This is a genomic window from Microbacterium songi (assembly GCF_042747925.1).
GTDB lineage: Bacteria > Actinomycetota > Actinomycetes > Actinomycetales > Microbacteriaceae > Microbacterium.
Map to the genome: position 1 here is coordinate 30,447 of NZ_JBHZIE010000003.1, position 25,810 is coordinate 56,256.

Below are 25,810 nucleotides of genomic sequence, written 5' to 3' on the forward strand. Positions count from 1 at the left end.
GCGGTCGGAGTTCGCGTCGTCGGGGTCGACAGGACGCGCTGCGACTGGTCCATGCGCCCAGTCTACGGTGACGACGGATGCCGCGCCGAGTCCGCCGCCGCACCTCAGCGGTGATCGCCGAGGACAGAATCCAGCTGCGTCTGCAGCATCCGCCACGCTCCGCCCTCGTACGCCAGGATCAGCACGACGGGAGCAGCGAGCACGAGCAGGACGCACGCCCACAGATCCACGCCGAGCGCGGCCGCGCCGATCGCTGCCGCCGGCAGCAGCAGGGTGATGAACTGCAGACCAGCTGTGCGCGGCAGCGAGGACAAGAGCCAGGCGTGAAGCAGGAGGATTGCGACGAGGAAGATCAGGACGGGGACGGCGATCGCCACGACCGCGGTCATCGTCGACACGTGATAGTGCTCGTCGTAGACGTAGCCGATCACGTGCAGGCCGGTCCCGACCGCGGCGATGGACGCGAAGACCAGGATGTGACCGTAGCCCCACGGGAACGCCCGGTCGCGGCGGAGCGCGAGTACGGGCCCGGCAGGGACCAGGAAATAGAGCCACCACAAGGCGAACGACAGCGCGACGCCGGCTCCGATGATGACGACGGTGGAAACGCCCCACCCCTCCGCCGCCGAAATGCCCTGTGCGGCGGCGAGCGTACCCAGCACGGTCTCGCCGAGGGCGACGATCGTGAGCAGCGAGTACCGTTCGGCGATGTGGAGCGGATGCCACGGGGTCGACCCGCCGCCGCTGCGCACACCGCGCCGTTCGGCGACGACGGGGCCGAGCAGTTCGATCGACCACAGGAGGATCGCGGCGAAGGATGCCTGAAGCAGATCGAACGGAAGGATCGCGACGGCGATCCACCCGACCTGAGCGACGGAGACGAACACCGCGTACGTCAGCGCGGCCGACCGGTAGACCGGATCGCTCGCTGCGACGCGCAGCCACTGCGCCACCATGGCGACACGCATCACGACATAGCCCGCCACCACGACGCGATTGTCGATCGCCTGTCCCTCTTCGATCGAGGCGAAGAGGGCGGGGATGCCGATCGCCAGGACGATGACCCCGGTCATCTGCACCATCGTCACCACGCGGAACAGCCAGTCATCGGTGTCGAAGGCCGAAGCGAACCAGGAGAAGTTGATCCACGCCCACACGATGGAGCCCATCGCGAACATGAACGCCACCAAGCCCGATTGCCAGTGCCCCTCGGCGATCGCGTGGGCGAATTCGTTCCCGGCGACGCCGAAGGCCGCGACGAACGTCAAGTCGAAGAGCAGCTCGAGCGGCGTCGCGGGGCGATGGGAGCCCGCCGTCGAACGTCCGCGCATGCGCGTGAGGGCGTGCCGGTAATAGCCCATTCGCTCGGCCGCCCCCGGGTGACCGTCGACTTCGTGCCCTGCCACAGTGCCTCCTGGTGTGATGCGCGATTGCCGACATCCTCGCATCCTGGGCACCGTGGTGTGCGCCACCGTCGGGCGCATCCGTCCATCCGCAGATGAGCCTTCGTCCGACCTCAGCGACATCGAGCGAGCCGCCTGGGCAAGAAAAAACCCCGGCGAGCCGGGGTTTTTCGTGGTGCGCGATACTGGGATCGAACCAGTGACCTCTTCCGTGTCAGGGAAGCGCGCTACCGCTGCGCCAATCGCGCCTCTTCAGGCTGTTCAGTTGGAGAGTGGAGGTGGCGACGGGATTCGAACCCGTGTAAACGGCTTTGCAGGCCGGTGCCTAGCCGCTCGGCCACGCCACCACAGGGTTTCCCCACATGCCAGACTCCCCGGAAAGGGAGTTCTGCACTCGAGCGGATGACGAGATTCGAACTCGCGACCCTAACCTTGGCAAGGTTATGCGCTACCACTGCGCCACATCCGCATCGCACCCGGATCGCTCCGGGCACTCGCATGACTTTACCTGATCCTCAGCCCGGTTCCAAACCAGGCTGGACCTCGCGTGTCACCCGCGGATGCGGTTCTCGGCGGGCGCCGGCATCCGGTAACATGATCAATCGGCCCCAGGGCCAGCGGGGCGATTGGCGCAGTTGGTAGCGCGCTTCCTTCACACGGAAGAGGTCGTCGGTTCGAGTCCGGCATCGCCCACCCTCACTCCCCCGTGCCGTCAGGCGGTCGCTTCAGGCCATCACGGCGCGACACCTTCCGCGGGTACTCGGAAGTTGTCGCCCTCGTACGACCAGAAGTTCGGCCAGAGCGCGATGACCCGATCCCTCTCCGCGGCGCTCGCGGTGTAGAAATGGTGCCGCGCCGTCGGACTCCAGAAGCGGGCGACCGGCACCGTCCCCGGTTGCGTCGAGGTCGCCGGGTACACGAAGTACGCCACGCCTTCATAGCTCCACACATCGGGCCAGGTGCTGATCACCCGATCCCGCTCGCCGGCATCCGCGGTGAAGAAGTGCCCGTTGTACTGCGCGCTCCAGAACCGGTAGAGCGCCACGGTTCCGGGCGCCTGCTTCCGGAACGCCGTGTACCGCTGACCCTCATAGGACCAGATGTCGGGCCATCGCGCGGCCACATTGTCGCGCTCTGCGGCGTCGGCCGTATAGAAGTGACCCTGGTAGACCGGACTCCAGAACCGGTAGACCGGGATCGGCGAGGCCGGGGCGGTCGAGGGTTCGACATCGGCTCCGCGATACTCGACGTGCAGGTGGTCGCAGGAGTCGTTGAACCTCGTCCAGCCCGAAGGAACGGTCAGGTTCTGTCCGCAGTTCAGCTGCCCCACACCGGCGGGGGTCGGCAGCACGCTCGTCAATGAGCGCACGAACGCGACGTCCTGGCGCGTGGCGCCGGTGGAGGCCACGCCGTTCACGCGGATGATGTCCACCGCGTGTCCGCCGCCGTTGACGATGTGGAACTGCCACCAGGCCGTCGGCTCGCTGCCTTCGCACCATCTGTTCAACGAGACGATCCTGATCGAGAAGCTCTGGTCGACCACGACCCGCTTCAACGCGTCGAGGAGGACGTCGTTGATGTTGCAGGCACGATTCGTGCGCGGGTTGGTGTATTCGTACCCATTGGCGTAGGCCTGGATCTGCGACTGCGCCGACGACGTGCCGAAACTCAGCCGCCCGCTGTCGAGCATCGCCCTGGCGTTCGCTTGGGCGGACGGTGCCACAGAAGCGGCGCGCGCAGGCGAGGCGTGTGCGACGAGCATCCCCACGAGGAGGAGACAGGCGGCGAGCAGCGCGACGGTGCGAGATCGGACGGCGTGCTTCATGCGACAGCTTTCTGATGGGGACGAGGCACCCTGGGGACCGATGACGCGAAGTGTCGATGGGCGTGAGGCTGTCTCTCCAACTTACTGATCGGCTCACCCTGCGGTATGTAGGCCGTTCAGTGGACACCGCTCAGGTGCCGACCGCCCAGCCGTACCGCCTGTGCAGAGCATCGGCCACGCGCATGAACCGCTCGAGATCAAGAGCGGATGCCTCGCGCCGCATACCCCCGGTGTGCACGCTGTAGACCTGTTCGACGTCGACCCATGAGGGCCTCCCCTGGCTGTCCCACGACCCCGTGCCGATCGAGAGGAAATCGCGGTCGGCCTCGTGCGGCTTGCTCGTGAGTCGGACGGCGTATACCCGGTCGGCCGACTGACGTCCGATGACGAGGACCGGACGGTCCTTGCCACGGCCGTCGTTCTCGTCGTACGGCACCCACGTCCAGATGACCTCGCCTGCGTCGGGCTGGCCGTCCCGGGACGGGGCGTAGGAGATGCGCAGACCCGTCTTCGCCGGCGGGACGACCTCTCGCGTCGCGAGCGCCTGTGCGGTGTCCGCGGGCACCGGAGGCCGTCCGGGGCCCGCGGACCTGCGTGCGCCCGCGGGCGCAGCATCCGCTCGCTTCGCAGGTGCCGTGCCGAACAGACGCGAGAGGAAGGAGCGCACGGGGTGGGTCATTCCGTCACCCTATCGATCGCGCCCCCGTGCGCGACGATCCTCGGAACCGCCGATGGGCGCCGCGGAGAGTCCGCGGCGCCCATCGTCATACGAGGTGTCAGGAGCGCGCGTCGCTGAGGACGTAGCCCTCCTCGCCGTGGACGACGGTGTCGATCCCGGCGATCTCGTCTTCGTTCTTGACGCGGAAGCCAATGGTCTTCTCGATGACCCAGCCGATGGCGAAGGCGAGGACGAACGAGTAGATCAGCACCGAGAAGGCCGCGATGGCCTGCACGAGCAGCTGGCGGGCGTCGCCGCCGAGGAACAGGCCGGTGCCGTTGGCGAAGAAGCCGAGGTACAGGGTGCCGATGAGGCCACCGACGAGGTGGATGCCCACGACGTCGAGCGAGTCGTCGAAACCGAGCTTCCACTTCAGCTCCACCGCGAGTGCGCACACCGCGCCGGCGACGACTCCGAGCACGATCGCCCAGATCGGGGTGAGCGACCCGCACGCGGGCGTGATGGCGACCAGACCGGCCACGGCGCCGGACGCAGCGCCGACCGAGGTGGGCTTGCCGTCCTTGAGCTTCTCGACGAGCAGCCATGCCAGCAGCGCCGCAGCGGGAGCGGCGATGGTGTTCACGAACGCGATCGCGGCCGTGTTGTCCGCAGCAAGCTCGGAGCCGGCGTTGAACCCGAACCAGCCGAACCACAGGAGGCCCGCACCCAGCAGGACGAACGGCGGGTTGTGCGGGACGGCGATGCCCTTCTGGAAACCGACGCGCTTTCCGAGAACGAGCGCGAGCGCGAGCGCTGCCGCACCGGCGTTGATGTGCACCGCGGTACCGCCGGCGAAGTCGATCGCACCCACCCCGATCCACTCCTGGAGGCCATAGGTGATCCATCCGCCGTAGGCGAAGCTGCCGTCGTCGGCGAGGCCGAAGTTGAAGACCCAGCTCGCCACCGGGAAGTACACGACGGTCGCCCACACGGCCGCGAAGATCATCCACGAGCCGAACTTGGCACGGTCGGCGATGGCGCCCGACACCAGCGCGACGGTGATGATCGCGAAGGTCGCCTGGAACGCGACGAAGGCCAACGGCGGGTACGCGGCGCCCTCCGGCGTCTCGAGAAGGCTTTCGAGCCCGATGGCGCTCCAGTCGATCGACCAGGGTGCGCCGAGGCCGTCAGCCGACGGGAAGGCGATCGCGTAGCCGTAGACGACCCAGAGGACGCCGATCAGACCGATCGCGCCGAAGCTCATCATCATCATGCTGATGACGCTCTTCGCCTTGACCAGGCCGCCGTAGAAGAATGCCAGGCCGGGGGTCATGAGCAGCACGAGCGCCGCGGCTAGCAGGATGAATGCGGTGTTGCCTTGATCCATCTCAGGTGGAACCTCTCTGCAGGGACGCAGGAAAACGCGTCGGGTGCCCCCAGTCTGCTTTCAGCGGGTTTCCGCGACCGTCGGTGCCTTGTTACCGTCCCGTTACGCCGGGTGCCGCCACGTAAACATCAGGTTTCGCGGAGCCGTGGCAGAGCCGCGCAATCGCCGTCATTCGTTCGTGAGGGCGATGAGCCGTGAGATGGCCCGAAGGTACTTCTTCCGGTAGCCGCCGGCAAGCATCTCATCGCCGAAGACCTGGTCCAGCGACAGCCCGGTGGCGCGGATCGGGATCTGTGCGTCATACGCGCGATCGATGAAGGCGACCAGACGCAACGCCGAGGACTGATCTTCGAGCTGTTCGACCCCGCGGATGCCGATCACGGAAAGCCCGTCGATGAGTCGGATGTAGCGACTGGGGTGCACGCGGGCGAGGTGATCCACCAGGGTCGTGAACGCGTCGTCCGACACGAGAGCGCCGGCCGCGGCATCCGCCACCGCCTGCTCGTAGTCGGTCTCGGTGAGCACGAGCGCGTGCCCGTCGAGCGCGCGCTGCCGATAGTCGGTCCCGTCGATCCGGATGGTCTCGAAACTTGCGCTCATCGCATGGATCTCGCGCAGGAAGTCCTGGGCGGCGAAACGGCCTTCGCCGAGTGCGTTCGGAGGCGTGTTGGATGTCGCGGCCAGCCGGGTGCCCGTGGCCACCAGCTCCCCGAGCAGCCGGGTCATGACCATCGTGTCACCCGGATCGTCGAGTTCGAACTCGTCGATGCACAGCAGATCCGAGCCCTGGAAGAGGGCGACGGTCTTCTGGTAGCCCATCGCGCCGACCAGAGCGGTGTACTCGATGAACGATCCGAAGTACTTCCGCCGTGCCGGCATGGCGTGGTAGATCGCGGCGAGCAGGTGGGTCTTGCCCACGCCGAAACCACCGTCGAGGTAGACGCCGGGTTTGACGTCCGGGGCCTTCTTCGCCCGCCGGAACAGCCCGCCGCGCTCGGCGGGCGCCCCTCCGGCGGCGAACGCGATCAGCTTGTCCTTCGCCTCCACCTGGGACGGGTACGCCGGATCGGTGCGATAGGAATCGAACGTGGCCCCGTCGAACTGCGGCGGCGGAACGAGGGCCGCGACCATCTCGTCGCCCGACACGAGCGGTGTCTGATCGCCGATGTGGATGATCCCCGTGCGGGCAGACGTTGAGGTCATGGAATCCTGTGTCACATTCTTACGGAACGGGCGCGTACCCCGTCGACGGAATCTAGGGTCGAGGAGACGGTGTCAACCCTACGCCGTCGCCGCCATCGCCCCCGATCCCGCGGGCCCCTCCGAGGAGCACCATGACCGTCGAGCACGACACCTCATCACCCAAGTTCGCCGAGTACTCCGAACCGGGCAGGCTCGTGACCGGCGATTGGCTGCAGGAGCGTCTCGACCTCCCCGGTCTCGTCGTCGTCGAATCCGACGAGGACGTCCTCCTCTACGAGACAGGCCACATCCCCGGTGCCGTCAAGGTCGATTGGCACACCGAGCTGAACGACCCCGTCGTGCGCGACTACCTCGACGGCGACGGCTTCGCGGCGCTCCTCAGCAGGAAGGGCATCAGCCGGGACGACACGATCGTCATCTACGGCGACAAGAACAACTGGTGGGCCGCCTACGCCCTGTGGGTCTTCTCCCTCTTCGGCCACGAGGACGTGCGCCTCCTGGACGGCGGCAGAGACAAGTGGATCGCCGAAGGGCGGCCGCTGACGACGGATGCCACGACCCGCGAGTCCACCGACTATCCGGTCGTCGAGCGGGACGACGCGAAGCTGCGCGCCTACAAGGACGATGTGCTCGCGCACCTCGGCAGTCCGCTGATCGATGTGCGCTCCCCCGAGGAGTACTCCGGCGAGCGCACATCGGCACCCGCATATCCCGAAGAAGGCGCCCTCCGAGCCGGGCACATCCCCTCCGCGCGGAGCGTGCCCTGGGGCAAGGCCGTCGCCGAAGACGGAGGGTTCAAGTCCCGCGCCGAACTCGAGGCCGTCTACCTCGACGGGGCGGGGCTGAAGCCCGGTGACCAGGTGGTCGCCTACTGCCGGATCGGCGAGCGGTCGAGCCACACGTGGTTCGTGCTGCAGCATCTGCTCGGCTTCGAGGACGTCCGCAACTACGACGGCTCCTGGACCGAGTGGGGCAGCGCGGTGCGCGTCCCCATCGCCGTCGGCGCGGAGCCGGGCGAGATCCCCGCTCGCTGAGGATGACGGATGCCGCGACCGGCACCGGTTGCGGCATCCGTCGTCTCCCGGTGCTGCACGACCCCCTGACGCCACGGGCGGCATGGGAGGATGGAGTCGATGAGCGAGACAGCACTGCCGGGCGCCCTGGCCGAGATCCGCGACGAGTTCCTCGAGCTCCCGGAGGCCGATCGTCTTCAGCTTCTCCTCGAGTACTCGCGCGAGCTGCCTCCCGTGCCGGCCGAGTACGACGATCGACCCGAGCTGCGCGAGCGGGTCGTGGAGTGCCAGTCGCCGGTGTACATCATCGTGGACGTCGATGATGACGGCGTCGTCGCGATGCACGCGACGGCCCCGCCGGAGGCCCCTACGACACGCGGGTTCGCGAGCATCCTCGTGCAGGCGATCTCGGGGCTGAGCGCCGCCGAGGTGCTCGCCATCCCCTCGGACTTCCCGCAGAGCATCGGACTGACTCGGGCGGTGTCGCCCCTTCGGCTCGCCGGCATGACCGGCATGCTGCTGCGCGCGCAGCGCCAGGTGCGGCTCAGAACCGTCGACTGAGACCTGTCGTGATCGTCACCGAGATCATTCCGCACACGCTGTCGAGCGCGGACGCCGCCTCTGCGGACGGGCGGCGTCTCCTCACCGAGGCGTACACGCGTACCGAACCCTCCTACGTCCGGCTCAACATGATCACGAGCGTCACCGGCTCGGCCGCCGGTGACGACGGCACGAGCGAGACGCTGACGAACCGCGTCGATCGGATGATCCTCGGCATCATCCGGCGCGATGCCGACGTCGTCCTCGTCGGAGCGCAGAGCGTCCGCGCCGAAGGGTACGTGGTGCCGCGATCGGCGCGTTTGGCCATCGTGACCACCTCGGGTGATCTCAGCGGACACCGTCTCACGCTGGAGCCCGGAGCAGCGGCCGACCAGGTGCTGCTCGTCTGCCCCGCAGACCGCGCGGCAGAGCTCGCCGCGCGCACGAGCATCCACGGCGTCCAGGTCGTCGCCGTCGCCGGCGGCCCGCACCTCGCGCCCGCTGCGATCATCGAGGCGCTCGCCGAGCGCGACCTGCGGCGTGTGGTGTGCGAGGGCGGGCCGGGCCTGGCCTCGCAGTTCGCCGAGGCCGGGGTCATCGACGAGTACTGCGTCACGGTCGCTCCCGTGATCGAGCAGGCAGACGCCCCGTTCCTGCGCGTGGGCCACGACTCACGGCCCGTGACCGACGTGGCCGGGATGGTCGTGGACGGGAGCGGCTTCAGCTACCTGCGCCTGCGTCGTCGGACGTGAATCCGTGGCGGAGCACCCAGGACTCGATCGCATCGCTCCATCGCTCCTGGTCGTAGTTCCACAACTTGGTGTGGCGCGCCACGTCGAAGACGTTCAGCTCCACCAGGTCGGGGCGCGCGGCGTACAGGAGATGCGACGCGCCGCTCGGTACGAAGCCGTCGTCGTCGCTGTGCAGGATGAGGATCGGATGCTGCAGCTCTGCCGCGCGCGCCACGACATCCAGCTTGTCGAACGGGATCGCACCCCCCGCACCTGTGACGGGCGTGGCCCACTCCGAACGGAGCGTGCTGATCGCCATTCTGGCCACGGGGCGTGGGATGTGCAGGAGCTCCGCCTGATAGTCCAAGACGATGCGCCAGTCGATGACCGGCGAATCGAGGATGACGCCCGCGATCGTGCTGCGGTGCGCAGAGGTCAGTGCGACCTGGAGGGCGATCGCGCCGCCCATGGACCACCCCATCACCAGTACGCGCTGGGCCCCGCGACGCCGGGCGAAGCTCACCGCCGCATCGACGTCCCGCCATTCCGTCGCTCCGAGCCCGTACGTCCCGGTGCGACTGCGCGGACCCTCCCCGTCGTTGCGGTACGAGACGACGAGAGTCGTCATCCCGAGCCGATGGAAGACGGGCACCGCGCGCAGGCATTCCGAGCGCGTCGTCCCCCGCCCGTGCACTTGGATGACCCAGACGTCCGACATCTCCGCCGCGGGGAACAGCCACGCGGGGCACGGTCCGAGGGCCGAACCGATCAGCTCGTTCGTGAACGGCAGTTGGAGCTCCTCCGGCCGGTCGTAGTACCAGCCGCTGAAAGCCGCGCGCGAGGACAGATGAGCGTTGCCGGCGACGTGGGTCAGCAGTTTCCGCTTGACGCTGGTGGCGTCTTCGAACAGCACCGAGCCGAGCTTGACGTAATCGGTGGTCCCCGTCGTGAAGAGCCCGTACCGACCCGGAAGCTCCGTGTCGGCGGTGCGGGCGAGCGTGATCGTCTGAGCCGCGGTGTCGAGTCCGAGGATCTCGGTGTCCGCGACGCGGGCGGCAGGCGTGACCACTCGGCGAGCCATCGCGACGGACACGAAGGTCATCGCTGCGGTGGCGGCCACGAGCGCGCCGGACAAGACACTGATCGCGGCGACGAAGCCGGATCGAGCAGCGAGTGAGGCGCCGCTGCGTGCGGCGCGCCTGGGGACGACCATCGAGGCCCCAGCCTAGTCTGTCGACGTGGCAGAGCAGCGTCGACCGACGCCTCCTCCCTCGTTCGCCCGTGTGGCCGAGGCGTTGAGAGGTGTGTTGTTCCGTGAAGACCTCGTGGTCCGCGAGATCCCCGCTCCGACGGGCGTCGCCCCCGACGCCCTGGCGTTCGCCGCCGACATCCGTCCCGAGGAGGAGGGTATCGACTCGCCCTACGGCTCGGGACGCTTCATCCTGCTGCACGACCAGGACGAACCCTCGGCGTGGGACGGCGCGTGGCGCATCGTCTGCTTCGCGCAGGCTCCGCTGGAGCCGGAGATCGGCGTCGATCCCATGCTCGCCGACGTCGCGTGGTCATGGCTCGTGGACGCACTGGACTCCCGGGGCGCCGCCTACCACTCCGCGTCGGGGACGGCCACCAAGACGTTGTCCCGTGGGTACGGGAGCCTCGCGGACGAGGGTGACGGTGCGCAGATCGAGCTGCGGGCGTCGTGGACCCCGTCGGGCGATATGGTCGCCCACTTGGACGCATGGGGAGAATTGGTCTGCATGCTCGGCGGTCTCCCGCCGGGATCGGAGGGCATCTCGGTGCTCGGAACGCGAAGGTCTGCACGTGCCTGATTTCGTCGTCATCTCCGACGCGGCCGGGCTGGATGCCGCGGCCGCACAGCTCGCCGCCGGCACCGGGCCGGTCGCGGTGGACGTGGAGCGTGCCTCCGGCTTCCGATACTCCCAGCGGGCGTACCTCGTGCAGGTGTTCCGTCGTGATGCCGGCGTCTTCCTGTTCGACCCCCCGGCGATCGGAGACATGTCCGCACTGCAGGCGGCGATCGGCGATCAGGAGTGGGTGCTGCACGCCGCCAGTCAGGACATCCCGTCGCTCACCGAGTTGGGGCTGCTGGCCCCGTCGATCTTCGACACCGAACTCGGCGCCCGACTCCTGGGACATGCTCGGGTCGGTCTCGGCGCCGTCGTGGAGGACACCCTCGGCATCACACTCGCCAAGGCCCACTCGGCCGCGGACTGGTCGACGCGACCACTTCCCCAGCCGTGGCTCGAGTACGCCGCCCTCGACGTCCTTCACCTGGTGGATGTGCGGGACGCCCTGGTCGCTGAGCTCGCCGAACAGGGGAAGACAGAGCTCGCGGCGGAAGAGTTCGAAGCGGTGCGCACCCGCCTGCCGCGGCCGGCTCGCGAGGAGCCCTGGCGTCGTTTGAGCGGATTGCACACCGTGCGCGGGCGGCGCGCCCTCGCGGTGGCCCGCGCGCTATGGACGGCCAGGGAGGAGTTCGCCGAGGCGGAGGACGTCTCGCCCGGACGACTGGTACCCGATCGTGCCCTGATCGCCGCGGTGCAGGCCGACCCGCAGACCAAACTCGACTTGACCCGGGTCAAAGAATTCAACGGTCGTGCCAGCAGGTCGCAATTGGACCGGTGGTGGGCGGCGATCGAAGCCGGACGAGCCAGCACCGATCTGCCGCCGGAACGCGGTTCCGGCGGTGACACGCTGCCCCCTCCCCGTGCGTGGGTCGACCGCAACCCGCCCGCCGACGCCCGCCTGAAGACCGCGCGCCCGGTCGTGGAGGCGCGAGCGGAGGAACTCGGCATGCCGACGGAGAACCTCCTCACGCCCGACGTGCTGCGACGGGTCGCGTGGTCGCCACCCGCCGATCTGACCGCCGAGGCGATCGGGCACGCGCTCTCCGCACTCGGAGCCAGGGCATGGCAGATTGAGGAAACCTCACAGTTGATCGCCCAAGCCTTTGTAGATTCCGTGCAGGCGGCTTCCGACGTCCCCGAGGACGATTCGTAGGTTCAGGCCAACCGATGTCAGGCACCGACTGCCCCTCTTTAGGCTTGTTCCATTCCCTATTTTTGGAGGCAAAGTGGCCGAGATCTCGGACGTCTTCTTCGTCGATGGCACGCGCACCCCGTTCGGGCGCGCCGGCGAAAAAGGCCAGTACTGGAACACCCGATCCGACGACCTGGCCGTCAAGGCCACGATCGGCCTGATGGAGCGCAACCCGCAGGTCCCGGCTGATCGCATCGACGACTTCGCGCTCGCCGCGACGACCCAGACCGGAGACCAGGGTCTGACGCTGGGCCGCTCGGTCGGTATCCTCGCCGGTCTCCCTCAGACCGTGCCCGGATTCGCGATCGACCGCATGTGCGCCGGGGCGATGACGAGTGTCACCACCATGGCGGGCGCGATCGGCATCGGCATGTACGACGTCGCACTCGCCGGTGGCGTCGAGCACATGGGTCGGCACCCCCTCGACGGCAGCAACGTCGACCCGAACCCGCGCTTCGTGAGCGAGAAGCTCGTGAGCGCCGACGCCCTCAACATGGGGGTGACGGCCGAGCGCATCCACGACCGCTTCCCCGGCCTCACCAAGGAACGCGCCGACAGGTTCGGGATGCGCAGCCAGCAGAAGGCGCAGGCCGCCTACGACGCCGGCAAGTTCCAGCCCGACCTCGTGTCGGTGGCGATCAAGGGGCCAGACGGCGCGTGGGGTCTGGCCACCGAGGACGAGGGCCGCCGCCCCGAAACCACCATGGAGGGGCTCGCCGGCCTCAAGACGCCGTTCCGTCCGCACGGCCGGGTGACGGCGGGCACCGCGTCCCCCCTCACCGACGGCGCCACGATCAGCCTGCTCGCCGGGGCATCCGCGGTCAAGGAACTCGGATTGCGGCCCAAGATGAGGCTCGTCTCCTTCGCCTTCGCCGGTGTCGAGCCCGAGATCATGGGGATCGGACCGATCCCGTCGACCGAGAAGGCGCTCCGCAAGGCCGGACTGTCGATCGGGGACATCGGACTGTTCGAGCTGAACGAGGCATTCGCCGTCCAGGTCATCTCGCTGCTCGATCACTTCGACATCGCAGACGACGATCCCCGCGTCAACCAGTGGGGTGGCGCCATCGCCATCGGGCATCCTCTCGCAGCCACCGGCGTCCGCCTCATGATCCAACTCGCCGCGCAGTTCCAGGAACGACCCGACGTGCGCTACGGACTCACCGCGATGTGCGTGGGGCTCGGCCAGGGCGGTTCCGTCATCTGGGAGAACCCCCACTTCGACGGCAAGAAGAAGAAGTAGGCGCCGGCCATGACCGATTCGATCGCCGCGCAGTATGCGCACGTGGACTTCTCCCCCCTCGACGCCCTGACCGATGGTGAGGTCGTCACGCACTCGCCCGTGCGTGACGTCCGACTGACGTCGGGCAAGGTGCTCGCCCTGATCACCCTCGACAACGGGCGGGATCACACCCGCCCCAACACCCTCGGACCCGCGACGCTGGCAGAGCTCGGTGACACGCTCGATGCACTCGCCGCCCGAGCGGTAGCGGGCGAGATCCACGCCGTGGGCATCACCGGCAAGCAGTACATCCTGGCCGCCGGAGCAGACCTGTCCGATATCTCCAAGGTGCCGTCGACCGACATCGCGCGGCTCATCGCCCAGCGCGGGCACCAGGTGCTCGGAAAGCTGAGCGAACTGGGCGTGCCCTCGTTCGCTTTCGTGAACGGTCTGGCGCTCGGCGGCGGGTTGGAGATCGCGCTCAACTCGACCTACCGAACTGTGGATGCCTCGGCAGCCGCGATCGCTCTCCCCGAGGTCTTCCTCGGCATCATCCCCGGCTGGGGCGGTGCCTATCTCCTTCCGAACCTCATCGGCATCGAGAACGCGCTCGAGGTCGTGATCTCCAATCCGTTGAAGCAGAACCGCATGCTCAAGCCGCAACAGGCGTTCGACTACGGAATCTTCGATGCGATCTTCCCCTCCTCGACCTACCTGGAGCGGTCGCTCCGCTGGGCAGACGGCGTCCTCGACGGGTCGGTGAAGGTCGAACGCAAGAACACGCCCGGCAAGCTCGAGCGCCTCACGAAGTGGCCGATCGCCATCAAGATGGCGCGCGGAATGCTGGAGAGTCGCATCGGCACCGTACCGGCGTCGCCGTACGCCGCGCTCGAGCTGCTCGACAAGGCCAAGAGCGGTACCAAGGCGGAGGGCTTCGCCCGCGAGGACGATGCTCTCGCTTCCCTCGTCACCGGCGACCAGTTCGCCGCGTCGATGTATGCGTTCGATCTCGTGCAGAAGCGCGCGAAACGCCCCGTCGGCGCACCCGACAAGGCCCTCGCGAAGCGGGTGACGAAGGTCGGCATCATCGGTGCGGGACTCATGGCGAGCCAATTCGCCGTGCTCTTTGTCCGTCGCCTGCAGGTTCCGGTGCTGATCACCGACCTGGATCAGGCGCGGGTCGACAAAGGGGTGGCCTACATCCACGACGAGATCGCTGCACTGGAGCGCAAGGGGCGCCTCGACGGCGACCAGGCCAACAAGCTGCGTGGGCTCATCCACGGAACCACCGACAAGAGTGAGTACGCCGACTGCGACTTCGTGATCGAAGCGGTGTTCGAGGAGGTGGGCGTCAAGCAGCAGGTCTTCAGCGAGATCGAGAAGGTCGTCGCCGAAGACGCGATCCTCGCCACGAACACCTCGTCGCTCTCGGTCGAGGAGATCGGCGCGACGCTCGCGCATCCCGAGCGCCTGGTGGGCTTCCACTTCTTCAACCCCGTCGCGGTCATGCCGCTCATCGAGATCGTGAAGACGCCCCAGACGAACGAGGCCGCCCTGTCCACCGCGTTCGTGGTCGCGAAGAACCTCGGCAAAAATGCGGTGCTCACCGCGGATGCGCCCGGCTTCGTCGTGAATCGGCTGCTCGCCAAGGTCATGGGGGAAGCGGCGCGTGCGATGTACGAGGGCACTCCCCTCCTCGTCGTCGAGAAGGCATTCGCTCCGCTCGGGCTGCCGATGTCGCCGTTCCAGCTGATCGATCTCGTGGGCTGGAAGGTCGCTGCGCACGTGCAGGACACGATGGCACACGCCTTCCCCGATCGCTTCTACGCATCCGAGAACTTCCACCAGCTCGCCGAGCTGCCGACGGTGCTCGAGAAGGACAAGAGCGGGAAGGTCACCGGCTGGTCGAAGCCGGCCGAGAAGGTGCTCAAGGGTGCTGTCGGGTCCTCGCCCTCGTCCGAGGCCGAGATCCTTCGCCGCGTGCAGGACGGACTCGCCGAGGAGATGAAGCTCATGCTCGACGAGGGCGTGGTGCCCGAGGTCGAAGACATCGATCTGTGCCTCATCCTCGGCGCCGGCTGGCCGTTCATCGACGGCGGCGCGTCGCCGTACCTCGATCGCGAAGGCGCGTCGGCGCGCGTGTTCGACGGCACGTTCCACACCCCGCCGATCCGCGGAATCGCCTCGCGCTGATCTCACGCCCGAGAACGGGGACGGATGCCGCAGCATCCGTCCCCGTTCTGTTCGTGGGGCTCGTGCCGTGACCGGCCCTGTCGGTGAGCGGTGGGCTACCGGCCGCGCTGCTCCGCGTCGGAGTCGGCCTCGGTCGCAGCATCCGTCAGCCACAGTGCCCCGGTGTCGGTCGTGGGGCGGGCGACCGGGATGCGGGTGCCGAGCACCTGCGAGACCACGTCCTGTGCGATCTTCGCCGAGGTCAGCCCCGCGTCTTCGAGGATCTGATCGCGGGAGGCATGCGGGATGAACTCATCGGGGACGCCCAGCTCGTCCACCGCCGTGTCGACGCCGGCCTCGCGCAGCACCTGGCGAACCCGCGTGCCGATGCCGCCGACGCGGATTCCGTCTTCGATCGTGATCACCAGACGGTGCGTCGCCGCCAGATCGACGACCGAAGGCTGCACCGGGACGACCCAGCGCGGGTCGATGACCGTCGACCCGATGCCCTGAGCGCGCAACCGGTCGGCGACCTCGACCGCGAGGTGGGCCATCGGACCGATTCCGACGATGAGGACGTCCTGCGCATCGCTGCGCACGAGCACGTCCACGCCGTCCGCCAGCCGCTCCAGTGCGGGGAGCGGCGAGCCCACACCGCCCTTCGGGAAGCGCAGCACGGTCGGGGCGTCGTCGACGGCGACAGCCTCGCGCAGCTCTTCGCGCAGACGCTCGGCGTCGCGTGGAACGGCTATGCGGATGTGCGGCACCAGCTGGAGCATCGCGAGATCCCAGATGCCGTGGTGGCTGGGGCCGTCCGGGCCGGTGACCCCGGCACGGTCGAGCACGAACGTCACCCCCGCACGGTGCAGCGCGACGTCCATCAGGACCTGGTCGAACGCGCGGTTCATGAAGGTGGCGTACAGGGCGACCACGGGGTGCAGACCGCCGTACGCCATGCCGGCGGCGGAGGTCACCGCGTGCTGCTCCGCGATGCCGACGTCGTAGACGCGGTCGGGGAATCGCTGTGCGAACGGCAGCAGGCCGACGGGACGGAGCATCGCCGCGGTGATGGCGATGATGTCCTCGCGCTCCTCGCCGATGGCGCGCAGCTCCTCGGCGAAGACCTCGGTCCAGGCGACGTCGCCATTCGAGCCCAGGGCCAGACCCGTCAGCGGGTCGATACGTCCGACGGCGTGGAACTGGTCGGCCTCGTCATCGCGCGCAGGTTGGTACCCGCGACCCTTGTCGGTGATGGCGTGCACGATCACCGGAGCACCGTACGACTTCGCCAGCTCGAGGGTCTCGATGACGCTCCCGAGATCGTGACCGTCGATGGGACCGAGATATTTGATGTCGAGGTTCGAGTACAGGTCGGCGTTGTTCGTGAAGCGGGACAGGAAGCCCCGTGTGCCGCCCCGCACACCGCGGTACACGGCACGGGCTGCGGGCCCGAGCTTCTGGAACAGGCTGTCCGAACCGGTCTGAAGGTTGCGGTACGCCTCGCCGGTGCGGATGCGGTTGAGGTATCGGGCCATGCCGCCGATGGTCGGGGCGTAGGACCGCCCGTTGTCATTGACGATGATGACGAGGTTGCGGTCGTTGTCGTCGGAGATGTTGTTGAGCGCCTCCCACGTCATCCCGCCGGTCAGCGCACCGTCACCCACCACGGCGACCACGTGCCGGTCCTTGCGGCCGGTGCGGGTCAGCGCCCGGGACACCCCGTCCGCCCAGCTCAGCGAACTCGAGGCGTGGGAGGACTCCACGACGTCGTGCGGGCTCTCGGACCGCTGCGGGTAGCCCGCCAGTCCACCGCGAGAACGGAGCGCGGAGAAGTCCTGGCGGCCCGTCAGGAGCTTGTGCACATACGACTGGTGGCCGGTGTCGAAGATGAAAGGGTCCTGCGGAGAGTCGAACACCGCGTGCATGGCAATCGTCAGCTCGACCACGCCGAGGTTCGGGCCCAGGTGTCCGCCGGTCTGCGACACGTTCTCGACGAGGAACGTGCGGATCTGCGCGGCGAGGTCCTCGAGCTCTTCGACACTCAGCCCGTCGAGGTCACGGGGCCCCGTCACCGAGTCCAATCGCACCATGCGATCCCCCTTCTGGAACGTCTACCGAGTCTACCCGGCGGGTTCCGTCGACGTCGCAGCCGCGCAGGGTCCGGCATCCGCTCCCGCTCGATCCGAAGATCCGCGACCGGTCACGACACGCTGTATCGACCCGGTCGCGCCGGGCGCCTCGCGGCGCGTCGCGACTGTTCGCGGGCACCGGCATCCGCATCGGCACCGACGTCACGGTCGCCGCATCGGCACAGACGTCGCGGCAGCGGCAGGGGCATCGGCCGCCGCACGCGACACGCCGCCTCCCCCGAGGGGGAGGCGGCGTGCGCCGAACACTCACAAGTGAGTGTCGAGCCGACGTGATCTCGGGGCGTCGGGAGTCAGACGAGCGATCGCAGGACGTAGGGCAGGATGCCGCCGTTGCGGTAGTAGTCCGCTTCGCCGGGTGTGTCGATGCGGACGATCGCATCGAACTCGATGGTCTGCTTGCCTTCCGGCGAGAACTCGCTCGGCGCGGCGGTGACACGGACCGTCTTGGGTGTCACTCCCTCGTTGAGCTCGGCGATGCCCGTGATCGAGACGATCTCGGTGCCGTCCAGTCCCAACGATGCCCAGCTCTCGCCGGCGGGGAACTGCAGGGGCACGACGCCCATGCCGATCAGGTTCGAGCGGTGGATGCGCTCGAAGCTCTCGGTGATCACCGCCTTCACCCCCAGCAGGCTCGTGCCCTTGGCTGCCCAGTCACGCGAGGAGCCCGAACCGTATTCCTTGCCGCCGAAGATGACCAGAGGCGTTCCCTCGTCCTGGTAGTTCTGCGACGCGTCGTAGATGAAGGACTTCGGGCCGCCCTCCTGCGTGAAGTCGCGCGTGTACCCGCCCTCGACCTCGGTTCCGCCGTTGACCTCGCGCAGCAGCTGATTCTTCAGGCGGATGTTCGCGAACGTCCCGCGGATCATCACCTCGTGGTTGCCGCGGCGCGAGCCGTAGGAGTTGAAGTCCTTCTGTGTGACGCCGTGATCCGTCAAGTACTGCGCGGCAGGCGTCCCCGCCTTGATGTTGCCGGCCGGACTGATGTGGTCGGTGGTGACCGAGTCCAGCAGTGTCGCGAGGACACGGGCGCCCGAGATGTCGCTCACCGGGGTGAGTTCCATCGTCATACCGTCGAAGTACGGCGCCTTGCGGACGTAGGTCGACTCCTCGTCCCACTGGAAGATCGAATCGTCCGGCGTCGGGAGGTTCTTCCAGCGATCGTCGCCCTCGAACACGGTGGCGTACTGCTTGATGAACTGCTCGCGGGAGATCGACGTGTCGATCGTCGCCTGCACCTCTTCGGGCGACGGCCAGATGTCCTTGAGGAACACGTCGTTGCCGTCCTCGTCCTTGCCCAGAGCATCGGTCTCGAAGTCGAAGTGCATCGATCCGGCGAGGGCGTAGGCGACCACGAGCGGCGGCGACGCGAGATAGTTCATCTTCACGTCGGGGCTGATGCGGCCTTCGAAGTTGCGGTTGCCCGACAGCACAGCCGTGACGGCGAGATCGTGGTCGTTGACTGCCGCTGAGACTTCCTCGATGAGCGGCCCGGAGTTGCCGATGCAGATCGTGCAGCCGTAGCCGACGGTGTAGAAGCCGAGCCCCTCGAGCGCCTTGTCCAGACCGGACTTCTCGTAGTAGTCGGTGACGACCTTCGAGCCGGGGCCGAGCGTGGTCTTCACCCACGGCTTCTGCTTGAGCCCCTTGTTCAGAGCATTGCGCGCCAGCAGACCCGCCGCGAGCATGACGGACGGGTTCGAGGTGTTCGTGCACGACGTGATGGCCGCGAGCGTGACCGCGCCGTTGTCGAGCACATAGCTCGACCCGTCGGGGGCCGTGACCTTGACCGGCTTGGAGGCCGCTGCCGGACCGCCGCTCGAGATGAGGATCTCTCCGGTGTGAGAGTGCTCCTCGCCGGGAACCGGTCCGGGGTCGGACGCGGGGAACGACTGGTCGGATTCGAGATCGACGATCGATTCGGACGACTCCACCGATGCGTAGGCGAGGATGTCCTTCTCGAACTGGTTCTTCGCCTCGGACAGCAGGATGCGGTCCTGCGGGCGCTTGGGGCCCGCGATCGACGGGACGACCGTCGCGAGGTCGAGCTCGATGTACTCGCTGAAGACGGGCTCGATGGACGGGTCGTGCCAGAGCTTCTGCAGCTTCGCGTACTCCCCCACCAGGGCGACCGACTCGTCGCTGCGCCCCGTCAGGCGCAGGTAGTCGAGCGTCACGTCGTCGATGGGGAACATCGCGGCCGTCGACCCGAACTCGGGGCTCATGTTGCCGATCGTGGCGCGGTTGGCGAGCGGGACCGATGCCACGCCCTCTCCGTAGAACTCCACGAACTTGCCGACGACACCGTGCTTCCGCAGCATCTCGGTGATCGTGAGCACCACGTCGGTGGCGGTCACGCCCGCAGGAATCTCGCCGGTCAGTCGGAACCCGACGACGCGCGGGATGAGCATCGAGACGGGCTGGCCGAGCATGGCGGCCTCGGCCTCGATACCGCCGACGCCCCAGCCCAGCACGCCGAGGCCGTTGACCATGGTGGTGTGGGAGTCGGTGCCCACGCAGGTGTCGGGGTAGGCGCGCAGGACGCCGTCGACAGACCGGTCGTAGATGACCTTCGCCAAGTGCTCGATGTTCACCTGGTGCACGATGCCGGTTCCCGGCGGAACGACCTTGAAGTCGTCGAACGCCGTCTGACCCCAGCGCAGGAACTGGTACCGCTCGCCGTTGCGCTCGTACTCGATCTCGACGTTGCGCTCGAGGGCGTTCTCGCTGCCGAACAGGTCGGCGATGACGGAGTGGTCGATGACCATCTCCGCGGGCGAGAGCGGGTTGATCTTGTTCGCGTCGCCGCCCAGCTCCGCGACGGCCTCTCGCATCGTGGCGAGATCGACGATGCAGGGCACACCGGTGAAGTCCTGCATCACGACGCGGGCGGGAGTGAACTGAATCTCGGTGTCGGGCTCGGCCGCGGCATCCCAGTTGCCGAGCGCCTCGATCTGCGCCTTCGTGACGTTGGCACCGTCTTCGGTGCGCAACAGGTTCTCGAGCAACACCTTGAGGCTGAACGGGAGCTTCTCGTGACCGGGAACGGTGTCGATGCGGAAGATCTCGTAGTCGGTGCTGCCGACCGTCAGGGTGCTCTTGGCACCGAAGCTGTCAACCGTGGACACGCGTGTCTCCTTCGTCGCCGGCGGGCCTGGCCGCAAGGGCCGGTACGCCCATCTTTCCCCGCGTGCGACGCCAGAGCTAGTGAGGCCTGCCTAAGTCGCAGAAGGGATATTTATCTTGATATCAAGATAAATGTATCACTTGGCGGTGGCGGGGTAGAGCGCCCGCACGGCGAGCCAGGTGACCGCTATCAGCGGTGCGAACAACGGCAGCCCCATGACCAGCTTGAGCGTCCCGAGCGCCGCGACGTCGTCGGCGAAATACAGCGGAAGCTGCACGATCAGGCGCGCCGCGAAGAGCGCCGCCCACGCGATCGCGAGCCAGAAGAACACCCGGCGCTTGCGCTTGTCGCGCCGCCAGGCGACCCCCTCCCCCATGAGGAAGCCCGCCGCCAGACCGATCAGCGACCAGCCGGTCACCGCCGACACCAGGAAGGCCGCGCCGTACACGGTGTTCGTGATGAACCCGGGGATGAAGTTGTTGCTGGCTTCGCCGGTGAACGCCGCGAACGCGGCGGCGACACCCGCAGCGATGAGGCCTCCCAGCGCGGCATTGACCGGCTGGCGTGCGATCAGGCGAGCCACGGTGAACAGGGCGGCCACACCGACCGACAGACCCAGCGAGAGCCAGAGGTTGCCGTCCTGCGTCGCCGGATCGATGGTCAGCGTGTACACGACGATGAAGACCAGGCCGGGCACCACCGACTCGATGACCCCCCGCCAGCCGCCCATCGCGCTCCACACGACATGGCCGGTGCTCTTGCCTTCGGCCGTGGCCGGATCCATGCCTGCCCGACGGGCGGCGTTCCCCAGAGCCGCGCCGAGAAGTGCCGACGCCGTGGGTTGGTCCTCCGCCGCCGCATCGTCGGTGCCGCTCGCACCATCCACCGGCGCCCGACTCGATCGCCGTGATTCGGCCGGACCGTCGGTGGGCGCTGCGCCGGTCACGCGGTACCCGGCGTTGCGGGCATGCGCAGCGGGATGAGGTCACGGGGGGGCATGGGCGTGCCTCCGCGTACGACCACGATCGACCGGAAGAGGTCTTCGATCTTCGCTGCGGCGTCGACGTCGCTCGTCCCGGCACCGCCGATGACGCCCCGCAGGAACCACCGGGGTCCGTCGACGCCGACGAACCGCGCCAGTCTTTTGCCCGCCATGCCGTCGGCCGCCGCCACCGGCACTTCGGCGAGCAGCTCCGACCCCAGCGGGCCCTCGCGCTCCTCGACACGGCCGCCCTGCGATCGGATCTGCTCCCGGATCTGGTCGCGGGTCTCAGCCCACAACCCCGTCGTCCGCGGTGCGGCGAAGGGCTGGACCTGCAGGGTGGAGTCTGCGTAGTCCAGGCCGACGGCCACGATGCGCTTCGTCTGCTCTTCGACTTCGAGGCGCAGGTTGAGGCCTTCGCGCGGAAGGATCTTGATGCCGCCGAGGTCGATGTACGGACGCACCGGGTTCGCTTCGGACTCGTCGAACGGTCCGTCGGTGGCGCGATCCAAGGTGGCCGCGCGGGTCGTGCCGGCATCAGCCGTCACATCGGCGCTGTCTGTGGGGGTCGAATCGGTCATGACTGACTTCCTTGCTGGGTCTGATATCCGGTGGAGCCGAAGCCGCCGGCGCCTCGCGTGCTGTCCGGGAGCTCGTCGACCGGGATGAATCGTGCCTGTGCGACCGGCATCACGATCAGCTGGGCGATACGATCTCCCGGCGCGATCTCGTAGGCGTTCACGCGATCGGTGTTCAGGAGCGCGACCTTGATCTCGCCCCGGTACCCCGCGTCGATGGTGCCGGGGGAATTGACGATCGTGATGCCGTACTTGGCGGCCAGTCCGCTGCGCGGCACCACGAAGGCCGCGTGGTCCGCGGGGAGGGCGATACGCACTCCGGTGGCCACGAGGGCGCGCTCCCCCGGCTCGAGGCGGACAGCCTCGCGGGCGACGAGATCGGCGCCGGCATCGCCCGGATGCGCGTAGGCCGGGACCTCAGGCGCGATAATGAGGACGTCCACGGTTTCAGCCACGCAACGAGGGTAATGCAGAAGACAGTGCGGAGTATCCGAGTGAAGTCAGCTCCCGTCTACCGGGAACGATTGGGGCCGTCGCTCTGGGCGATGGTCGCTGCGGCGCTGAGCGCGCCGATGGCGGCGCTCGTGTTCGTGCAGCTCAACCCCACCCTCGCGCTCGCGGTGGGCGCCGTCGTGGGGGCAGCCATTATCGCGTTGATGATCGCCGGCTCCCCGGTCGTCGAGATCCGTAACGGATGGCTGTACGCCGGGCGGGCGCACATCGAGGTGCGCCACCTCGGCGGCACCGAAGTGTTCCGCGGCGATGAGGCACGCGCAGCCCGCGGTGTCGGTCTGCACCCGAGATCGTGGCATGTCATCCGCGGCGGGATCGACGGGATCGCCGTCATCGAAGTGACCGATCCCGACGACCCGTGTCCGTCGTGGGTCATCTCCTCGAGGACCCCCGACAGACTGGCGGCGGCCGTCCGTTCCACGGAGGCCGCCGCGTCCAGAGCCTGATCGGCTCTTCTGTCAGGCGCATTCCTTGCAGATGGGCCCGCTTGCACTGTCGTGGTCGAGCTGTGAACGATGCTTCACGAGGAAGCAGTTCGAACAGGTGAATTCGTCTTCCTGAGCGGGGAGCACGACGACGTCGAGCTCGAGATCCGACAGGTCGGCGCCGGGCAGTTCGAAACCCGAGGGGTTGTCGGCGTCCTCGACGTCGACCGACCCTGAGAGTTTGTCGGGAACCCGCTCCTTGAGGGCCTCGATCGACTCGCTGTCGTCCTCAGTTTTGCGGGGGGCGTCGTAATCCGTGGCCATGCGTAAGCGTCTCTTCTTTCCCAGATATCGGTGCTTCACCCTTCCGGGCGGGCACAGTTTGCACGACCGAACAGCTTTTCGCAAATGCGATCATCTCGATCCGGCGGAGTTCCGGAGGCGGTGGTGTCGGTCGCCCCGTGAAACTCGCGGCGCGCCCGCGATATTCCCGGGCCCGGGGACGCGCTGTGACAGCATGGTCGACACACCGCCGGATCGGAGAGGCGTTCGCATGGAACAGCTCAAAGTCATCGGAACCGAGGACGACAGATTCGTCCTGGCGACCGAATCGGGCGAGCGATTCTCGCTCGCCATCGACGACGTGCTGCGCGGCGAGATCCGCCGGGCACGCCGTGAACGCGAGACCGATGCGCCGACGAAGCGCGCGAGTCCACGCGAGATCCAGGCCCACGTCCGCGCCGGCCTGTCCACTGAGGAAGTGGCGGCCCTTCTCGACACCCGCGTCGAAGACGTCATCCGCTTCGAAGGCCCGGTCCTTGCGGAGCGCGAGCACGTCGTCGGCCAGGCCCTCGCCGTCCCGGTCCTGCTGGGAGCTGAGCTCGAGCCCGACGCTCTGCCGACGTTCGGCGCCGCCGTGCGAGCGAAACTCGCCGAAGCCGGCGGCACGGGCGAACGATGGACCAGTTGGAAAGAGACGTCGGGATGGATCGTCAAGCTGGAGTTCTCCGCAGGCGGCGTCGACCACGACGCTCGCTGGGGGTTCGACCCGAGACGCACGATCCTGTCGCCGCTGAACGCGGACGCTGTCCAGTTGTCGCGTCAGGGGTCATTGCCTGACGGTCTCATCCCGCGGTTGAGGGCACTGGAGGTCACGCCCGCGAAGGACGACACCCGCTTCGACAGCGGCGCCTTCGGACCCCGTCGACTGCCAGATCCGGAAGCCGACCTCACCGCACCGGAGGTGCCCGCTCCCGCCGCCCCCGCCGTGCAGCATGCCGCCATCAAGCGTGCGCCCGACGCGCCGGTCGCTTCCGCGGAGACGGCCGACCTGCTCGAGGCTCTCCGTCGACGTCGCGGCCAGCGGGAGCCGTTGCCCGGTCTGGACGTCCCGCCGCCTGCCCGCTCCCAACCGAAGCCGATGGCGCTGTTCGACGCCCTCGAGCCCGGCTACGACGAAAAGCCCGCTGCTGCGGAACGAGACAAGGCGAAAGCCGAAGTGGAAGCCGCCATCGCCGCGAACGACTCCGGTGCTCGACGCAAGGGTCGATCGTCGATGCCGTCGTGGGACGAGATCGTGTTCGGCGCTCGCACCGACGAGAACTGAGCGGCGCAGCGCGACGCCGACTCAGGCGTAGGCGCCCAGCCGCAGCATCGGCACGGAGCGCTCCTCATCGGTCAGCGAGCCGTGCTGACCGACCATCCTCTGCGGGCCCTTGTCGAGCAGTCGATCGTCGTAGTAGGCCACCTGAGCGCGCGCGGCGACCATCACATCTCCGATCCGACCGAGCACCGGCTCTGCGACGTGCCGCCCGAACAAGCCCCGCGCGATCGCCTCGTCGCGGGAGAACACCCACGAACGACCGGACTCGGCCGCGGTCCACCGGTCCTGGACGCGGGACGCCTCTCCCGCCTCCGCATAGAGGTGGAGCATCCGCGGTTCTCCACCGATCAGCCGCACCCCCTCGAGCAGCGCGTCTCCCTCCGACAGCAGCACCTGGCGGTGTCGCGGCACATCGACCATGCCGTGATCGGCCGTGAGCACCGCACCGACGCCGCGGGGCAGTGACGCCTGCAGTGCGAGGGCCGCGCGGTCGACGAGTTCGAGCGTGGTGCCCCACTCGTCCGACTCCCAGCCGTAGCGGTGACCCGCGCTGTCCAGCTCCGGCGCGTACAGATACACCAGCGCGCCGGGATGCTGCGCCGCCGCGTCGGCCGCCAGCTCGACGCGCTCGATCAGGTCGTCTGCCACGCGGAACGTGGCTCCTCGCAGCGTCGCCTCGGTGAAGCCCGATCCGAGGTACTCGGCTCTCGACACGACGAAACATGGCCGACCCCGCGCGGCCTCGCGTTCCATGATCGGGGTGCAGCGCTGCCAGGTCGTGGGCGACAGGCCGTCGGTCTCCCACCCCTTCAGCTGGTTGGGCACGTCGTCCGTGCCGGGCACCCGCGCGCGGTAGCCGACGATGCCGTGCTCCCCCGGCCACTCGCCGGTCAGGAGGCTCGTCAGAGCCGCGGCTGTCGTGGAGGGGAAGACGGTGCGGGCGACGTCCTTCTTGGTCGACAGCGGCGCGAGGAAACGCGCGTGCCCGGCGCGGCCTGCGAGGTTGCGCGCACCCAGCCCGTCGACGACGAACACGACGGCGCTGTCGGCGGGCGCGAACCACTCGGAGGAGGCACTCAAGGACGCCAGCAGCTGCGGGAGCACCTCGGTGAGGCTCCGGGCGCGGGGAGGCTCCGCGGGTAGGCTGGGGGTCATCAGGGTCAGTCTCCCACATGGGGTGGGAGCGATCCGTCGGCGCTCGGACAGGGCGCGTCCGAGTCC

The 25,810-nt window shown here is 68.2% G+C and carries 22 protein-coding genes and 4 tRNA genes; 10 read left to right on the forward strand and 16 right to left on the reverse strand.

Going from position 1 to position 25,810, the window contains the following annotated elements; genetic code table 11:
• Positions 1 to 104: 104 nt before the first annotated feature.
• The 4 genes from ACFM35_RS05845 to ACFM35_RS05860 all read right to left on the reverse strand — a co-directional run bounded on the left by ACFM35_RS05845 (position 105) and on the right by ACFM35_RS05860 (position 1,872).
• Positions 105 to 1,406, reverse strand: a complete 1,302-nt coding sequence (locus ACFM35_RS05845; RefSeq protein ID WP_378839583.1) for a low temperature requirement protein A — start codon at positions 1,404 to 1,406, stop codon at positions 105 to 107.
• A 170-nt stretch (positions 1,407 to 1,576) separates the two neighbouring features.
• Positions 1,577 to 1,651 (reverse strand) — tRNA-Val (locus tag ACFM35_RS05850).
• A 25-nt stretch (positions 1,652 to 1,676) separates the two neighbouring features.
• Positions 1,677 to 1,750, reverse strand: a tRNA-Cys gene (locus ACFM35_RS05855).
• A 50-nt stretch (positions 1,751 to 1,800) separates the two neighbouring features.
• Positions 1,801 to 1,872, reverse strand: a tRNA-Gly gene (locus tag ACFM35_RS05860).
• A 151-nt stretch (positions 1,873 to 2,023) separates the two neighbouring features.
• On the opposite strand from ACFM35_RS05860, the gene ACFM35_RS05865 reads away from it, so the two are divergent.
• Positions 2,024 to 2,096 (forward strand) — tRNA-Val (locus ACFM35_RS05865).
• 40 nt (positions 2,097 to 2,136) lie between these two features.
• Here ACFM35_RS05865 and ACFM35_RS05870 read toward each other — a convergent pair.
• The 4 genes from ACFM35_RS05870 to zapE form a co-directional block, all read right to left on the reverse strand.
• Positions 2,137 to 3,228: a hypothetical protein gene (locus ACFM35_RS05870; RefSeq protein ID WP_378839585.1), complete on the reverse strand. Its 1,092-nt coding sequence runs from the start codon at positions 3,226 to 3,228 to the stop codon at positions 2,137 to 2,139.
• A gap of 130 nt (positions 3,229 to 3,358) precedes the next feature.
• Positions 3,359 to 3,907 carry a type II toxin-antitoxin system PemK/MazF family toxin gene (locus tag ACFM35_RS05875; RefSeq protein WP_378839587.1) on the reverse strand — a complete coding sequence of 183 codons (549 nt, stop codon included), beginning with the start codon at positions 3,905 to 3,907 and terminating at the stop codon, positions 3,359 to 3,361.
• A gap of 97 nt (positions 3,908 to 4,004) precedes the next feature.
• Entirely contained in the window at positions 4,005 to 5,273 is a 1,269-nt protein-coding gene (locus tag ACFM35_RS05880; RefSeq protein ID WP_378839589.1) for an ammonium transporter, read from the reverse strand.
• 168 nt (positions 5,274 to 5,441) lie between these two features.
• Positions 5,442 to 6,476 carry a cell division protein ZapE gene (zapE, locus tag ACFM35_RS05885; protein ID WP_378839591.1) on the reverse strand — a complete coding sequence of 345 codons (1,035 nt, stop codon included), beginning with the start codon at positions 6,474 to 6,476 and terminating at the stop codon, positions 5,442 to 5,444.
• A gap of 131 nt (positions 6,477 to 6,607) precedes the next feature.
• Here zapE and ACFM35_RS05890 point away from each other — a divergent pair, with 131 nt between their 5' ends.
• From ACFM35_RS05890 to ACFM35_RS05900, 3 genes are all read left to right on the forward strand, one after another.
• Positions 6,608 to 7,510, forward strand: coding sequence for a sulfurtransferase (locus ACFM35_RS05890; RefSeq protein WP_378839594.1), 903 nt, complete (start codon positions 6,608 to 6,610; stop codon positions 7,508 to 7,510).
• A gap of 99 nt (positions 7,511 to 7,609) precedes the next feature.
• Positions 7,610 to 8,050 carry a SufE family protein gene (locus ACFM35_RS05895; protein WP_378839596.1) on the forward strand — a complete coding sequence of 147 codons (441 nt, stop codon included), beginning with the start codon at positions 7,610 to 7,612 and terminating at the stop codon, positions 8,048 to 8,050.
• An 8-nt stretch (positions 8,051 to 8,058) separates the two neighbouring features.
• Entirely contained in the window at positions 8,059 to 8,781 is a 723-nt protein-coding gene (locus ACFM35_RS05900) for a dihydrofolate reductase family protein (protein ID WP_378839599.1), read from the forward strand.
• On the opposite strand, the gene ACFM35_RS05905 is transcribed toward ACFM35_RS05900, so the two are convergent.
• Positions 8,750 to 9,973, reverse strand: a complete 1,224-nt coding sequence (locus ACFM35_RS05905; protein WP_378839601.1) for an alpha/beta hydrolase — start codon at positions 9,971 to 9,973, stop codon at positions 8,750 to 8,752. The genes ACFM35_RS05900 and ACFM35_RS05905 overlap by 32 nt on opposite strands.
• A 25-nt stretch (positions 9,974 to 9,998) precedes the next feature.
• On the opposite strand from ACFM35_RS05905, the gene ACFM35_RS05910 reads away from it, so the two are divergent.
• The 4 genes from ACFM35_RS05910 to ACFM35_RS05925 all read left to right on the forward strand — a co-directional run bounded on the left by ACFM35_RS05910 (position 9,999) and on the right by ACFM35_RS05925 (position 15,235).
• Positions 9,999 to 10,589, forward strand: a complete 591-nt coding sequence (locus ACFM35_RS05910; RefSeq protein ID WP_378839604.1) for a DUF3000 domain-containing protein — start codon at positions 9,999 to 10,001, stop codon at positions 10,587 to 10,589.
• Complete coding sequence (locus ACFM35_RS05915; protein WP_378839606.1) at positions 10,582 to 11,781, forward strand: ribonuclease D; 1,200 nt, start codon at positions 10,582 to 10,584, stop codon at positions 11,779 to 11,781. The genes ACFM35_RS05910 and ACFM35_RS05915 overlap by 8 nt, the downstream gene beginning before the upstream one ends.
• A 73-nt stretch (positions 11,782 to 11,854) precedes the next feature.
• Positions 11,855 to 13,063: a thiolase family protein gene (locus ACFM35_RS05920; RefSeq protein WP_378839609.1), complete on the forward strand. Its 1,209-nt coding sequence runs from the start codon at positions 11,855 to 11,857 to the stop codon at positions 13,061 to 13,063.
• A 9-nt stretch (positions 13,064 to 13,072) separates the two neighbouring features.
• Positions 13,073 to 15,235, forward strand: coding sequence for a 3-hydroxyacyl-CoA dehydrogenase NAD-binding domain-containing protein (locus ACFM35_RS05925; protein WP_378839611.1), 2,163 nt, complete (start codon positions 13,073 to 13,075; stop codon positions 15,233 to 15,235).
• A 95-nt stretch (positions 15,236 to 15,330) separates the two neighbouring features.
• Here the strand turns inward: ACFM35_RS05925 and dxs are convergent, their stop codons facing one another.
• From dxs to dut, 5 genes are all read right to left on the reverse strand, one after another.
• Entirely contained in the window at positions 15,331 to 17,304 is a 1,974-nt protein-coding gene (gene dxs, locus ACFM35_RS05930) for a 1-deoxy-D-xylulose-5-phosphate synthase (protein WP_378839614.1), read from the reverse strand.
• Positions 17,305 to 17,654: 350 nt separating this feature from the next.
• A complete protein-coding gene (locus tag ACFM35_RS05935; RefSeq protein ID WP_378839617.1) occupies positions 17,655 to 20,489 on the reverse strand; it encodes an aconitate hydratase in 2,835 nt (944 codons plus the stop codon).
• Positions 20,490 to 20,624: 135 nt separating this feature from the next.
• Positions 20,625 to 21,374: a DUF3159 domain-containing protein gene (locus ACFM35_RS05940; protein ID WP_378839620.1), complete on the reverse strand. Its 750-nt coding sequence runs from the start codon at positions 21,372 to 21,374 to the stop codon at positions 20,625 to 20,627.
• Between the two features lie 56 nt (positions 21,375 to 21,430).
• Entirely contained in the window at positions 21,431 to 22,051 is a 621-nt protein-coding gene (locus ACFM35_RS05945; protein ID WP_378839622.1) for a DUF3710 domain-containing protein, read from the reverse strand.
• Complete coding sequence (dut, locus tag ACFM35_RS05950; protein ID WP_378839624.1) at positions 22,048 to 22,503, reverse strand: dUTP diphosphatase; 456 nt, start codon at positions 22,501 to 22,503, stop codon at positions 22,048 to 22,050. The genes ACFM35_RS05945 and dut overlap by 4 nt, the downstream gene beginning before the upstream one ends.
• A gap of 39 nt (positions 22,504 to 22,542) precedes the next feature.
• Between dut and ACFM35_RS05955 the strand changes: the two genes are divergently transcribed.
• A complete protein-coding gene (locus ACFM35_RS05955; protein WP_378839627.1) occupies positions 22,543 to 23,007 on the forward strand; it encodes a DUF3093 domain-containing protein in 465 nt (154 codons plus the stop codon).
• A gap of 12 nt (positions 23,008 to 23,019) precedes the next feature.
• Here ACFM35_RS05955 and ACFM35_RS05960 read toward each other — a convergent pair whose 3' ends face one another.
• Positions 23,020 to 23,310, reverse strand: a complete 291-nt coding sequence (locus ACFM35_RS05960) for a DUF4193 domain-containing protein (RefSeq protein WP_378839629.1) — start codon at positions 23,308 to 23,310, stop codon at positions 23,020 to 23,022.
• 229 nt (positions 23,311 to 23,539) lie between these two features.
• Between ACFM35_RS05960 and sepH the strand changes: the two genes are divergently transcribed.
• Positions 23,540 to 24,592 carry a septation protein SepH gene (sepH, locus tag ACFM35_RS05965; RefSeq protein ID WP_378839632.1) on the forward strand — a complete coding sequence of 351 codons (1,053 nt, stop codon included), beginning with the start codon at positions 23,540 to 23,542 and terminating at the stop codon, positions 24,590 to 24,592.
• Between the two features lie 21 nt (positions 24,593 to 24,613).
• On the opposite strand, the gene ACFM35_RS05970 is transcribed toward sepH, so the two are convergent.
• Entirely contained in the window at positions 24,614 to 25,744 is a 1,131-nt protein-coding gene (locus tag ACFM35_RS05970; RefSeq protein WP_378839634.1) for an alkaline phosphatase family protein, read from the reverse strand.
• Between the last annotated feature and the right edge of the window lie 66 nt (positions 25,745 to 25,810).

What these genes read in the sequence shown, in the direction of transcription:
- ACFM35_RS05870 (WP_378839585.1), bottom strand. Translation starts at nt 3,228, where the DNA reads ATGAAGCACGCCGTCCGATCTCGCACCGTCGCGCTGCTCGCCGCCTGT.
- ACFM35_RS05875 (WP_378839587.1), bottom strand. Translation starts at nt 3,907, where the DNA reads ATGACCCACCCCGTGCGCTCCTTCCTCTCGCGTCTGTTCGGCACGGCA.
- ACFM35_RS05880 (WP_378839589.1), bottom strand. Translation starts at nt 5,273, where the DNA reads ATGGATCAAGGCAACACCGCATTCATCCTGCTAGCCGCGGCGCTCGTG.
- zapE (WP_378839591.1), bottom strand. Translation starts at nt 6,476, where the DNA reads ATGACCTCAACGTCTGCCCGCACGGGGATCATCCACATCGGCGATCAG.
- ACFM35_RS05890 (WP_378839594.1), top strand. Translation starts at nt 6,608, where the DNA reads ATGACCGTCGAGCACGACACCTCATCACCCAAGTTCGCCGAGTACTCC.
- ACFM35_RS05895 (WP_378839596.1), top strand. Translation starts at nt 7,610, where the DNA reads ATGAGCGAGACAGCACTGCCGGGCGCCCTGGCCGAGATCCGCGACGAG.
- ACFM35_RS05905 (WP_378839601.1), bottom strand. Translation starts at nt 9,973, where the DNA reads ATGGTCGTCCCCAGGCGCGCCGCACGCAGCGGCGCCTCACTCGCTGCT.
- ACFM35_RS05925 (WP_378839611.1), top strand. Translation starts at nt 13,073, where the DNA reads ATGACCGATTCGATCGCCGCGCAGTATGCGCACGTGGACTTCTCCCCC.
- dxs (WP_378839614.1), bottom strand. Translation starts at nt 17,304, where the DNA reads ATGGTGCGATTGGACTCGGTGACGGGGCCCCGTGACCTCGACGGGCTG.
- ACFM35_RS05945 (WP_378839622.1), bottom strand. Translation starts at nt 22,051, where the DNA reads ATGACCGATTCGACCCCCACAGACAGCGCCGATGTGACGGCTGATGCC.
- ACFM35_RS05960 (WP_378839629.1), bottom strand. Translation starts at nt 23,310, where the DNA reads ATGGCCACGGATTACGACGCCCCCCGCAAAACTGAGGACGACAGCGAG.
- sepH (WP_378839632.1), top strand. Translation starts at nt 23,540, where the DNA reads ATGGAACAGCTCAAAGTCATCGGAACCGAGGACGACAGATTCGTCCTG.
- ACFM35_RS05970 (WP_378839634.1), bottom strand. Translation starts at nt 25,744, where the DNA reads ATGACCCCCAGCCTACCCGCGGAGCCTCCCCGCGCCCGGAGCCTCACC.